Annotated in this window: 8 protein-coding genes; 7 read left to right on the forward strand and 1 reads right to left on the reverse strand. The window is 66.9% G+C overall.

What is annotated here, in order from left to right; genetic code table 11:
* The 3 genes from AC1DW0_RS29250 to AC1DW0_RS29260 form a co-directional block, all read left to right on the forward strand.
* Positions 1 to 1,182: glycoside hydrolase family 28 protein (locus tag AC1DW0_RS29250; protein ID WP_477949553.1), on the forward strand; the 1,182-nt coding region annotated here is incomplete at its 5' end.
* Positions 1,183 to 1,246: 64 nt separating this feature from the next.
* Positions 1,247 to 3,970 (forward strand): glycoside hydrolase family 31 protein, encoded by a 2,724-nt coding sequence (locus AC1DW0_RS29255; RefSeq protein WP_477949555.1) that lies wholly within the window; start codon positions 1,247 to 1,249, stop codon positions 3,968 to 3,970.
* A 49-nt stretch (positions 3,971 to 4,019) separates the two neighbouring features.
* A complete protein-coding gene (locus tag AC1DW0_RS29260) occupies positions 4,020 to 5,930 on the forward strand; it encodes a glycoside hydrolase family 97 protein (protein WP_056194771.1) in 1,911 nt (636 codons plus the stop codon).
* Between the two features lie 80 nt (positions 5,931 to 6,010).
* Here the strand turns inward: AC1DW0_RS29260 and AC1DW0_RS29265 are convergent, their stop codons facing one another.
* Positions 6,011 to 6,244, reverse strand: coding sequence for a hypothetical protein (locus AC1DW0_RS29265; protein WP_477949558.1), 234 nt, complete (start codon positions 6,242 to 6,244; stop codon positions 6,011 to 6,013).
* A gap of 2 nt (positions 6,245 to 6,246) precedes the next feature.
* Between AC1DW0_RS29265 and AC1DW0_RS29270 the strand changes: the two genes are divergently transcribed.
* From AC1DW0_RS29270 to AC1DW0_RS29285, 4 genes are all read left to right on the forward strand, one after another.
* On the forward strand, positions 6,247 to 7,281 hold the full coding sequence (locus AC1DW0_RS29270) for a glycoside hydrolase family 5 protein (protein WP_056194759.1): 1,035 nt from the start codon (positions 6,247 to 6,249) through the stop codon (positions 7,279 to 7,281).
* Between the two features lie 213 nt (positions 7,282 to 7,494).
* Positions 7,495 to 8,595 carry a glycoside hydrolase family 62 protein gene (locus tag AC1DW0_RS29275; RefSeq protein WP_200955248.1) on the forward strand — a complete coding sequence of 367 codons (1,101 nt, stop codon included), beginning with the start codon at positions 7,495 to 7,497 and terminating at the stop codon, positions 8,593 to 8,595.
* A 196-nt stretch (positions 8,596 to 8,791) separates the two neighbouring features.
* Positions 8,792 to 10,354, forward strand: coding sequence for an alpha-L-fucosidase (locus AC1DW0_RS29280; RefSeq protein WP_056194762.1), 1,563 nt, complete (start codon positions 8,792 to 8,794; stop codon positions 10,352 to 10,354).
* A gap of 159 nt (positions 10,355 to 10,513) precedes the next feature.
* Entirely contained in the window at positions 10,514 to 12,940 is a 2,427-nt protein-coding gene (locus AC1DW0_RS29285) for a WD40/YVTN/BNR-like repeat-containing protein (RefSeq protein ID WP_477949561.1), read from the forward strand.
* Position 12,941 lies beyond the last annotated feature (1 nt).

The following is a 12,941-nucleotide window of genomic DNA, read 5'->3' on the forward strand; positions in this document are numbered from 1 at the left end:
GGTCTGGACAACGTGGCCATCGTCGGCGGCGGCTTGATTCATGGCAAAGGCTTGATCAGCGGCCACGACAAATACACCGGCTACTACACCGACAAACCGGACCAGCCCGGCGAAGCCGACAAGGCGATTGCCCTGCGCGAATGCCGCAACGTGACCCTGCGCGATTTCTCGATCCTGCATGGCGGCCATTTCGGCATATTGGCGACCGGCTGCAGCAATGTGTTGATCGATCACTTGACCATCGACACCAACCGCGACGGCATGGATATCGACGGGTGCAACAACGTGCGTGTCACGAATTGCAGCCTGAATACGCCCTGGGACGATGCGATCTGCCTCAAGGCCAGCTACGGCCTGGGGCGCATCCAGCACTGCGAAAACATCACGATATCCGATTGCCTGGTATCGGGAAATTTCGACGAGGGCAGCGTGATTGACGGCACCTTCAAGCGCAGTGCACCGGAATACCGGTCGGGGCGATACGGCCGCATCAAGATGGGCACCGAATCGAATGGTGACTTCAAGAACATCACCATCACGAACTGCATTTTCGACGAGTGCCGGGGCCTGGCGATTGAGAGCGTCGACGGTTCGCACATCGAGGACCTGACGATTTCCAACATCACCATGCGCAACGTGGTGAACGATCCGATCTTCATCCGTTTGGGCGCGCGCCTGCGCGGACCGAACAAGCCGCCGGTGGGCACGATCAAGCGCATCAATATCAGCAACATTGTGGTGTCCGGTGCGCACGTCAATCACGCCAGCACCATCGCCGGGCTGGAAGGGCATCTGATCGAGGATATTCGTATCAGCAATGTGCAGATAGAAACGCAGGGCGGCGGCGACGCGGCCTGGAGCAAGGTGGTTCCGCCCGAAAACGCAAACGGATATCCGGAGCCCGGCATGTTCGGCAAGGCGCCGGCGTATGCGTTTTACATGCGCCACGTGAAGGCCATCGAGGTTCATCACGTCAAGGTTGGCTACGTCAAGCCGGAGGGGCGAAGCGCGGTCGTGCTCGACGATGTCAGCGATGCCAGCTTCCATGCCGTCAATCTGCGGCGCGGGCGCGGCGGGGCGGCGCTGTTCGCGCTGCGCGGTGTCAGCGATTTTTCGGCCAGGGATGTGCGCGGCATGCCGGACCGCGAGATCCCGGAGCGTGTGGATGCGCTGACCTTGTAGACATGCAAGACCATGTTCAACGCGCCCTACCCCACCGTCTTGCCATCAAAACCAGAGCGATGACATGAAATACACCAAGCACACCCTCTCCCGGCGCGAGGCGTTGCGGGCCGCCCTCGCTGCTGCCGCCACCCCACTGGGCGCTGCGGCGGCAACGGCCGCGACGGCCTCCTTGTCCGGCGTGGCGAACGCCGCCGCCGGCAACCTGGCGCCGGGGAACGCCGAGGCCCGCCGCGCGCAGCCATCGCCAGCCCCGGAATGGGTGCTGACGACGCCCCAGGGCACGCTGCGGATCAGCGCGCTCTGCGACAGGGCGCTGCGAGTTCGCTTCCTTCCTTCGCAGGCCTCAACGCCTGCGCCACCACCAAGCCTCGCGCTGCTGCCCGGCCGTGCCAAGCCTCTGATGAAGCAGACGTCGGGCGCTGATGCGACCCGCCTGGAACTGCCGGGCATCCGCTGCGAGGTGGACAACGGCACCGGGGCGCTGCGCTTCTTCGACCGCAACGGCGCGTTGCTGCTCAGTGAAGCGCCCGGCACCCGGCGGCTGACGCCGTCGCGGCTGGGCGACGAGCCTGTGTTCATCGCCGAGCAGGTGTTCGAGTCACCCGCCGACGAACGGCTCTACGGTACCGGCTGCTTCCAGGACGGCGCCATGGACCTGCGCGGCCACCCGCGCCGCCTGACGCAGGTGAACACGCAGATCAGCCTGCCGTTCATGCTGTCCAGCCGCGGCTACGGCCTGCTCTGGCACAACAACGGCATGGCCGAGCTGAACATGCCCGAGCAGCGGGTCGCGCTGGGCCGTGTCAATGCCGAAAGTAAGTCCGAAGTCGTGGATGTGACGACGACCACGGGCAATGCGCAAGTCGTGCGAAACGTGACGCGTTTCGAAGGCACGTTCCGAACGGAAACGGCCGGCCGGTTCGCCTTCCTGCTCGATGTCGGCCGCGCGATGGGTTCGCGCCACTCGGTCGAGATCGACGGCAAGTCCTGCGTCGAGATCGCGAACCACTGGCTGCCGCCGACGGTCGGCTTTGTCGTCGAGCTGCCGGCGGGCGAGCATCAGGTGCGCATCCACGCCGACAAGGACGACTCTCCCTCGCTGCGCTTCGGCACCGTGCGCGCCAGCACGACCTGGCGCTCACCGGTGGCCGATGCCATCGACTACGTCGTCATCGCCGGCCCCAGCGCGGACGAGGTGTTCGAGGGCTACCGCGAAATCTCGGGCGCCACGCCGATGATGCCGCGCTGGGCCTATGGCTACATCCACACCCGCGAACGCTTCCATTCGTCGCAGGAGATCGTCGACACGCTGCGCGAGTTCCGCCGCCGCAAGCTGCCCGTCGACGTGATGGTGCAGGACTGGCAGTACTGGGGCCGCCACGGCTGGAACGCAATGCGCTTCGACGAGGCCCACTACCCCGATCCCGCCGCGCTGATGCGCGAGGTGCACGGCCTGAACGGGCGGCTCATGCTGTCGGTGTGGGCCAAGATCGGGCGCGACACCGAGCTCGGCCGCGCCGCCGCAGCCGGCGGTCACTACATCGACCAGACCGACTGGGTCGACTTCTTCGACCCCAAGGCCGCCGCCTTCTACTGGAACAACCAGCGCGAACGCCTGTTCAATCTCGGCATCGACGCCTGGTGGCAGGACGCGACGGAACCCGAGAACGACGACCTGGTGGGCCGACACACGGCCGCAGGCCGCGGCGAGCGCGTGCGCCTGGCCTACCCGTGGCACGTCACGCGCACCGTCTACGAGGGCCATCGCCAGGCGGCACCTGACCGGCGCGTGATGATCCTCACGCGCTCGGCCTTCCCCGGGCAGCAACGCCATGCGGCAGCCACCTGGTCGGGCGACATCGGCAACGACTGGGACACGCTCAAGCGGCAGATCCCCGCGGGCCTGAACATGGCCGCCGCCGGCTATGCCTACTGGACGGTCGACGCCGGCGGCTTCTTCCGCCCGGGCGACGGCCAGTACACCGACAAGGCCTACCACGAGCGCCTGATCCGGTGGTTCCAGTACGCGACCTTCCTGCCGCTGCAGCGCGTGCATGGCTACATGACCAACACCGAGTTCTGGCGCTATGGCGACAAGGTGGAGACGGTCGCGCGCCAGTATCTGGAGCTGCGCTATCAGCTGCTGCCCTACCTCTACAGCCTGGCCCACGAGGTGCATGCGAAAGGCGCGCCGATCATGCGGCCGCTCGTGTTCGATTTCCCGCAGGACCAGCAAGCCCTGGACCAGGCGCACAGCTACATGTTCGGCCGCGCAGTGCATGTGGCGCCCGTCCTGGCGCCCGAGGTGTCGAGCTGGCCGGTGTACCTGCCGCAGGCTGCCGGCGGCTGGGTCGATTTCTGGACGGGAGAACGGCGCGCCGGTGGCCGCACGCATGACGTGGCGTCGCCGCTGGAGCGCATGCCGCTGCACCTGCGCGCGGGCAGCATCCTGCCGCTCGGGCCGGTGCTGCAGTCCACCGCCGAGGCCACCGGTGAGGTGCTCGACCTCTACGTCGTGCCTGGTGCCAACGGCGCTTTCGACCTCTACGAGGACGGCGGCCTGGACTATGCCTACGAGAAGGGCGGCTTCAGCGTGATCCGCATGACCTGGGACGACCGCCGCGGCGTGCTGCGCCTGGCGTCGCGCAAGGGTCGCTACGCCGGCATGGGCACGACCAAGCGCCTGCGCATCCACCGCATCGGCAACGGCGGGCCGACGCTGCAATCCACACCGCTGCGCGAGGTGGTCTACACCGGCCGCGCCACGGAAGTACGCCTGGGATGAACGCTCTCCTCACGGCATGAAGACGAAGACCCACACACCCTACACATTCATGAAGACCACCACCCACCTCGCCATCGCCGCGCTCGCCCTGGCCGCATCGGGCGCCTACGCGGCCGACGCCGTCATCACCTCGCCCGATGGCCACGTCGCGCTGCGCATCGCCGACAACGGCGGCCAGTTCAGCGTCAGCCGCCATGGCGAAGCCGTCATCGCTCCCTCACCGCTGGGGCTTGATCTGGACGGCCAAGCCCTCGGCGCGTTGACGCTGGAGTCGCGCCAGGACGTCGCGGAAGACCGCGTCATTCCACTCGTCGCCACGAAGGCGGCCACGGCCCGCGACCACTACCGCGGCGCGACGCTCACCTTCCGCGAGGCCGGCGCCGGCCGCCGCCTCTTCATCGATGCCCGCGCCTACGACGACGGCGTTGCCTTCCGCTACCGCCTGGAAGACACCGGCCCCGTGAAGCTGCGCGGCGAGCGCACGGCCTTCGTGCCGGCCGGCGACCCGTCGTGCCTGGTCACGCCCATCGATGGTTCGCACGAACAACCGTTCGAACGCCTGCGCATCTCGCAGATGAAGCCGGGCGCCGTCTACGACGTGCCGGTGGTGTGCGCCACGCCGTCGGGCCGCACCCACTACGCCATCACGCAGGCTCACCTGCAGGGCTACGCCGGCGCCTCGCTGCGGCAGGAGGGCAACGCGTTGCGCCTGCAGCTGTCCGGCGTGCCCGGGCGCCCGGGCCCGGCCTTCGTTTCCACGGCTGGCCTGACGACTGCCTGGCGTGCCGTCATGATGGCTGACCAGGCCGGCAAGCTGATCGAGTCGCACCTCGTCGGCAACCTCAATCCGCCCGCCCAGGGTGATTTCAGCTGGGTCAAGCCCGGCAAGGCGGCATGGGACTGGTGGTCCGGCCCGCTGGTCGGCATGAAGCCCGACATGGGCGCCTACAAGCGCTTCATCGACTTCGCCGCCGAGTCCGGCTTCCCCTACTACCTCATCGACGCGAACTGGGCCTCCGGCCCGAGCGGTTGCTGCGACGCCCACCCCGAGACCGACATCACCCGCCCGGCGAAGGGCATCGACATGGCCGAACTCGCGCGCTACGCCGAGGCCAAGGGCGTGGGCCTGCTGCTGTGGGCCCACTGGGTGCATGTGGACGCGCGCATGGACGAGGTGCTGGACACCTACGTCCGCTGGGGCATCAAGGGCATCAAGGTCGACTTCATGAACCGCGACGACCAGCAGGTGGTGGACTTCTACGAGCGCATTGCCGCCGCCACCGCCAAGCGCAAGCTGCTGCTGGACCTGCACGGCGCCTACGTGCCCGCCGGCCTGCAGCGCACCTACCCCAACTACATCACCCAGGAGGGCGTGCTGGGCGCCGAGTGGAGCAAGATGAGCACGCGCGTCACGCCCAGCCATAACGTGACCTTGCCGTACACGCGCATGCTGGTCGGCCCGATGGACTACACGCCCGGCGGCTTCCGCAACGCGACACCGGCCACCTTCGAGGTGCGCGCCGAGATGCCGCTGGTGCAGAACACGCGCGGCCAGGCGCTGGCGATGTATGTCGTCTACGACAGCCCGCTGCAGATGGTCTCCGACGACCCCACCGCCTACCGCGGCGAGCCCGGCTTCGACTTCATCAAGCGCGTGCCGACGGCCTGGGATGAGACCCGCTTCATCGCGGGCGAGCCGGGGCAGGACATCGTGCTGGCGCGCCGCCACGGCAAGACCTGGTACCTCGGCGCGATGACGGGGGACCAGGCGCGCACGCAGAAGGTGTCGCTGGACTTCCTGCCGCCCGGCAACTGGCGCGCCACGATCTGGCAGGACGGGGAGGTCGTGCGCGAAGTGCGCCGCACGGAACGCAAGGTGACCCGCAAGGACGTGCTGAGCCTGTCGCTGGCTGCAGCCGGCGGCGCCGCCGTGGTGCTGGAGCCAGTGCCTTCCCCGTGATCAGCGCCGCCGTGCCATCCCATCAACGAGCCGGATTTTTTTAATGAAGTACAGCAAACGACTCGCCCTTCTCTCCATTGTTACGGCCACCCTGGTGGCTGGCTGTGGAGGCGGTGGTGGCGACGCACCGGCACCAGCACCAGCACCAGCACCAGCACCAGCACCAGCACCAGCACCAGCACCAGCGCCTGCACCTGCGCCTGCACCAGCACCAGCACCAGCACCTGCACCTGCACCTGCACCTGCACCTGCACCTGCACCTGCACCTGCACCTGCACCTGCACCTGCACCTGCACCTGCACCTGCGCCAGCACCTATGCGCGACCTGACGAGCGTCCAGCTGTCGCAGCAGATGTCGCCCGCCTGGAACATCGGCAACTCGCTGGACGCCTCGCCCAACGAGACCAACTGGGGCAACCCGCTGATCAACCAGCAATTGCTCGACGCAGTGAAGGCGGCCGGCTTCAAGACCGTGCGCATCCCTGCGAGCTGGAACCAGTACGCCGACGCCGACGGCAACATCAGCCCGACCTTCATGGCGCGCGTCACCGAGGTGGTCGGCTATGCCCGCAACGCCGGCCTCTACGTCGTGCTGAACACGCACCACGAGCAAAGCTGGCTGATCCCGACCTACGCCTACCAGGCGAGCGCCAACGCACGCCTGGCCAAGCTGTGGACGCAGATCGCCAACAACTTCAAGAACTACGACGACTTCCTGCTGTTCGCCGGCACCAACGAGGTGATGGTCGCTGGTGACTACGGCCCGCCGACTGCCGAGTACCAGGCCGTCCAGAACGGGTTCAACCAGGTCTTCATCGACACGGTGCGGGCCACCGGCGGCAACAATGCCAAGCGCCATCTCGTGGTACAGGGCTTCAATACCAACATCGACTCGACCTACAACGGCTTCATCAAGCCTGCGGACTCGGCGACGAACCGGATGTTCCTGGAAGTGCACTACTACGACCCGTTCAACTTCGCGCTCAATGACAAGAGCACGATCTGGCAGTGGGGCGCCATCGCGACCGACCCGGCCGTGACCGAGACCTGGGCCAACGAGGCCTGGGTCGACGCGCAGTTCCAGAAGATGAAGACCCGCTTCGTCGACGCCGGCATGCCGGTGCTGATGGGCGAGTACGGCGCGATCCTGAAGTCCGAGTACGACCCGTCTGGTGTCTACCGCACCTACTGGACCAAGTACGTGACGAAGTCCATGTTCCAGCACGGCATCGTGCCAGTGTGGTGGGACAACGGCTACGGCGCCAACCACCAGTTCGGCCTGTTCAACCGCTCGACCGGTGCGCAGTACTTCCCTGAACTGATCAAGGCCATCGTCGACAACGCCAAGTGATGAAGGCGTCAGACGGTGCCCTGCCAGCCCAGTCGTGTCCTACACGGCCCTCCTTTGGCGAGGCTGGCGCGTGATCGTGCCGCTCAAGATATCGAGACGCCCCCTGGCGCTGGCCGCGGCGGGCGGCGCCACTGTGGTGCTGCCACTGCCAGCGCCCTGACCAGCACAACAGCGCCCGCATTCCATCAACGAACCTGATCTCCGTCTTCCCTCATGAACAAGTGCAATAGACAACTCATCGTCTCTTCGATGCTCGCGGCGGGCCTCTTGGCCGGCTGTGGTGGCAGCAGCGCAGCCGCCGACGCGAAGCCCGCCGGCGGCGGCGGCGGGACGCCGGCCCAGGCCATCGGCTTTGAATGGAAATCCAGCGAGACGCTGATCAAGCCGCCGGCCGACCGGGCGGACATCTTCGGCGTCAAGGACCCGACCATCGTGTTCCACGACGGCCGCTATCACGTCTTCATGACCACTGCGGGCAAGAACGGCTGGGGCATGGCCTACACGAGCTTCGCGAACTGGGATGAGGCGCCGAAGGCCCCGCAGTTCATGCTCGAGAAATCGCCCATCGGGCCGGGCTATCGCGCGGCACCCCAGGTCTTCTACTTCGCGCCGCAGAAGCTCTGGTATTTGATCTTCCAGGGCGGTGACCCGCTCTATTCGACCACCCCCAACATCGCCGACCCCCACTCGTGGACGGCGCCCAAGCCCTTCTATTCGGTCATCCCGGCCAGCGTCAAGAACGCCGAGGGCCATGCGGTCTGGCTGGACTTCTGGAACATCTGCGACGACAAGAAGTGCCATCTCTTCTTCACAGGCGACAACGGCAGCTTCTACCGCGGCGAGACGACGATCGACCGCTTCCCTCAGGGCTTCGCCGAACCCGTCGTCGTCATGGCGGAAAAGCGCGATGACATGTTCGAGGCCAGCAACACCTACAAGATCGCCGGCACCAACAAGTACCTGACGCTGATCGAGGCGATGGGGCCCAAGGGCCGGTATTTCCGCGCCTGGACGGCGGATCGCCTGGATGGCGCCTGGCAACCCATTCCCGGCGCCCCGATGAACAGGTTCGCTGGCGCAGACAACGTCAAGTTCAACGGCCGGATCTGGTCCGAAGGCGTATCCCACGGCGAAATGATTCGCGACGGCATCGACCAGACTCTGAGCATCGACCCCTGCCAGCCGCTGAAGTTCCTCTTCCAGGGCCTGGACATGGAAAAGGGCAAGAACTACGACTACATCGAGCTGCCCTATCGGCTGGGCGTGATCACCGCCACCGCCCCGAACGCCATCAGCGAGCTGTGCAAGAAATGACTGCCTGCCCTGCCGCGGCAACTCGTCCCTGTCGGGCTGGCAGGCCCACGCACTGAGCTGCGTCCCCGGCGGCCAACGCGACCAGCTATATCGATACCACGGCCGCCAATGGAACGCCGTACTGGTACGACCGGTGCGCAATGTTCCCCGACCTGGTCAAGGCCATCGTCGACAACGCCAAGTGAGAGAGAACCCCATGTCAAGCCTGAGTAAACGCAGCTTCCTGACCACGCCACTGCTGGCCGCCGCCGGCCTGGGCGCCGCCCGCATTGCACAGGCGCAAGACTGCGCGCCAGTGGCGCCCGCCCCATACAAGCCGCCGCCGCTGGCGTCCGGCCCGTTCACGGCCGCTGCCGAGTCGCTGCGCAAGTCGGCGGTCCCTGCGTGGTTCCGCGAGGCCAAGCTGGGCATCTGGTCCCACTGGGGGCCGCAAGCCGTGCCCAGCCGCGGCGACTGGTATGCCCGATTCATGTACGTGCCCGGCCACCCGCACTACGACCACCACGTGAAGACCTACGGCCACCCGTCGGAGTTCGGCTACAAGGACATCATCAAGCTGTGGAAGGCCGAGCGCTTCGAGCCCGAAGCGCTGATGGACCGCTACGCGGCGGCGGGTGCGAAGTACTTCGTCTCGATGGGCGTGCACCACGACAACTTCGACTTGTGGAATTCCAAGCACCACCGCTGGAACGCCACCCAGATGGGGCCGATGCGCGACGTGGTCGGCGAATGGGGCCGCGCCGCGCGCAAGCGCGGGCTGCGCTTCGGTGTCTCCGAGCACCTGGCGACCAGTCACAACTGGTGGTGGACCAGCCACCAGTGCGACCAGTTCTGGCCCAAGCTGGGCGTGGCCTATGACGGCGCCAATCCCGAGAACTTCGACCTCTACCACGAGCCGCACAACACGCCGTACCTGAACCGCGGCGGCGACTGGTACACCAACAACCCGAAGTTCCACGAGATCTGGTACCGCCGCATCATCGACCTCATCGACAGCCACCAACCCGACTTGCTGTACTCCGACGGCGGCATCCCGTTCGGCGATGTGGGCCGCGCCATGGTGGCCCACCTGTTCAACACCTCGGTCCGCCGCCATGGCGACATGCAGGCCGTGTACAACCACAAGTCGCTGGGGTCGGGCGAGTACATCGCCGAGGTGGGCGTGCAGGACGTCGAGCGTGGCGTGCTCCCGGGCATCAACCCGCTGCCATGGCAGACCTGCACCTCCAACGGCGACTGGTTTCACTCCGAGCACGACCGCTACAAGACGCCGGCGCAGGTGATCACGATGCTGTGCGACATCGTCAGCAAGAACGGCAACATGCTGCTCAACGTGGTGCAGCGCGCCGACGGCACGCTGACGGCCGAATCAGACCTGCTGATGACCGAGATGGCCGCCTGGATGAAGCTCAACGCCGAAGCCATCCACGGCACGCGGCCGTGGAAGATCCACGGCGAAGGCCCGACCGAGGCCGCCAGCGGCGCCTTCAAGGAGAACGTGGACTACACGGCGCAGGACATCCGCTTCACGACCCGGGGCGATGCGCTGTACGCGCTGACGCTGGGCGAACCCAAGGGCACGCTGAAGATCGCCTCGCTGCGCCAAGGCAACGCCCACGATCCGCGCCCGGTGCGCCGGGTCGAACTGCTGGGGGGCGGGCCGCTGAAATTCCGCCAGACCGCCCAGGCGCTGGAGGTCGACGTGCCCGAGCGCATGCCCAGCCGCCACGCCAGCGCGTTGCGCATTGCCCGCGGCTGAAGGCGCCAATGGCGCCGGGTCGGATGAGCGGCGGTGTGGTCGCGTGATCGCGCTGTCTGCGGCCATCGATCAGAGAAGTGTCGTGAAAGCCAGTAATGCGCAACCTGTGATCAGCGCCGCCATGTCAAGCCCTCAACGAACCCAACCTCGTTTCCCATCATGAAGAAGTACAGCAAACCACTCACCGTTCTCTCCATCGTCACCGCGACCCTGGTGGCCGGCTGTGGCGGCGGCGGCGGCGGTGGCGACGCACCCGCACCCGCACCCGCTCCTGCTCCCGCACCCGCTCCTGCTCCCGCACCCGCTCCTGCACCTGCACCTGCACCTGCACCTGCCCCTGCCCCTGCGCCTGCCCCGGCACCGGCACCGGCACCGGCACCGGCACCGGCTCCCGCTCCCGCTCCTGCACCGTCCGGGGCCACCACCTGGACGAGCGCGAAATGGGGCGGTGGCGGCTACGTCACCGGCCTGGTCTTCCACCCGACCACCGCCAACCTGCTGTACGCACGCACCGACATCGGTGGCGCCTACCGCTGGAACCAACCCACGTCGTCCTGGGTGCCCATCACCGACGGCCTGGGCTTCGGTGGCGGCGAGGCAAGTTTCCACGGCGTTGAGAGCATCGCTGTCGATCCGAACAACGACCAGCGCGTCTACATGGGCGCCGGCATGTACACGTCCGGGGGCAACGGCCGCCTGTATATCTCCAGCAACCGCGGTGACCAGTGGACCTATGTCGCCCTGCCCTTCCCGCTGGGCGGCAACAACCCCGGCCGGGCCATCGGCGAGCGCCTGATGGTCGACCCCAACAAGCCATCGACGCTGTTCTACGGCTCGCGCACGGCCGGCCTGTGGAAGAGCGCCGACTCCGGCCTCACCTGGGCGCAAGTCACGTCGCTGTCCAGCGCCAAGCTGACCCAGGACCAGGTCAATGCCTTGGGCGGCGGCAGCGCAATGGGCGTCGAGACGGTCGTCTACGACACCGGCACCAAGGGCAGCGGCACGGCCACGCAGACGATCTACGTGCCCATCGCGCCGGACTATGTCCAGACCGCAGGCCTGGCCTCGAACCTGTACAAGTCGACCAACGGCGGCGCCTCGTGGACCCCGGTCACGGTGCCGATCTCCGGCTATCACATTCCGCACATGGTGCGTGCCGCGGACGGCATGTTCTACGTGGTCTTCACCAGGGATGCCGGTCCCGGCTCCGCGGGTCCTGCCCGTCTGTACAAGTTCGACGGCAGCAACTGGACCTTGCTCAGGAGCGACGACTCGGTCGGCTACGGCGGCGTGTCCGTCTCCGGCACGGGTGCTACCACGCGCATTGCGCTGGGCGTGACCAACACCTGGGGCAACTTCCCCGGCCAGCGAATCCTCCAGCTGTCCGACGATGCCGGCCGGAACTGGCGCGAGATCGAAGCGATGACGCCGGGCGAGGTCTCCTGGGGCTGGATCGACGATGTGGAGATCGATCCCTTCGACCGCAATCACATCCTGCACGTCGCCGGCGGCGTCATGCAGACAAGCAACGCCTCCTCGGCCACGCCAACCTGGGCCATGACGGTCGACGGCCTTGAGGAGACCGCCGTGCTGGGCCTGGCCACGCCGCCGGCCGGCGCCACCTACACCGTGATCAACAGTTCGGGCGACGTCGGCGCCTGGGTGCACACCAACCTCACGACCAAGCCGACGCTGACGCCGGCCACCGACTGGAGCAACAGCTTCGCCGCCGACATGGCGTGGTCGGACCCGCAGTACATGGCCACCATCGGCGTCGTGCTGGGCAACAACACCGCCTACGGCATGTGGTCCGGCGACGGCGGCAAGACCTGGGCGAAGTTCGCCACCTACGCACCGGGCGCGGCGCAAAACACGGGCGGGGAAGCGAGCATCGCCATCACCGGGCGCAACAAGGCAGTCTGGGCACCCGGCTACTCGGTGCCGTCCTACACCACGGACAACGGTGCCACCTGGGTGCCGACCAATCTGCCCGCGATCAACAGCGTCTTCCCCCGCGCCTACCACCTGGTTGCCGATCGCAAGAACCCGAACAAGGTCTATGCCTACGATTCCGGTGGCCACTGGTGGGGCACGCCGGGCAAGGTCTACACGTCGACCGATGGCGGCCACACGTTCACGCTGAGCCAGGGCTCGGTGAACGCCGGGCTGGCGCCGAACTACTTCGGCAGCACCTCGCTGGCGGTCAACCCCAACGTCGAGGGCGACCTCTGGCTGACCGACGGCAACGCGGTGTACCACTCGACCGATTCGGGTGCGAGCTGGGCCAAGCTCAGCAACTTCGCGTCGATCTTCACCGGCAACCCCTGGCCCCAGGTGCAGGGTGCAAGCGCCATCGCGCTGGGCAAGGCCAAAGCCGGCGCGCCGTACTCGGCCGCGGTCTACGTCGTGGGCGTGATCAACGGCGTGTGGGGCGTGCATCGCTCCGACGACGCCGGCGCCACCTGGACGCGCTTCAACGACGACGCGAACCAGTTCGGCGGCATTGGCGTCATGGCGGCCGATCAAGGCATCTACGGCCGCATCTACATCAGTGGTACCGGCCGAGGAATGCTGTTCAGCAACTGAA

This window comes from Roseateles sp. P4_D2 (assembly GCF_056401875.1).

Coding starts and splice junctions, on each gene's coding strand:
- AC1DW0_RS29255 (WP_477949555.1), top strand. CDS start 1,247: ATGAAATACACCAAGCACACCCTCTCCCGGCGCGAGGCGTTGCGGGCC.
- AC1DW0_RS29260 (WP_056194771.1), top strand. CDS start 4,020: ATGAAGACCACCACCCACCTCGCCATCGCCGCGCTCGCCCTGGCCGCA.
- AC1DW0_RS29270 (WP_056194759.1), top strand. CDS start 6,247: ATGCGCGACCTGACGAGCGTCCAGCTGTCGCAGCAGATGTCGCCCGCC.
- AC1DW0_RS29275 (WP_200955248.1), top strand. CDS start 7,495: ATGAACAAGTGCAATAGACAACTCATCGTCTCTTCGATGCTCGCGGCG.
- AC1DW0_RS29280 (WP_056194762.1), top strand. CDS start 8,792: ATGTCAAGCCTGAGTAAACGCAGCTTCCTGACCACGCCACTGCTGGCC.
- AC1DW0_RS29285 (WP_477949561.1), top strand. CDS start 10,514: ATGAAGAAGTACAGCAAACCACTCACCGTTCTCTCCATCGTCACCGCG.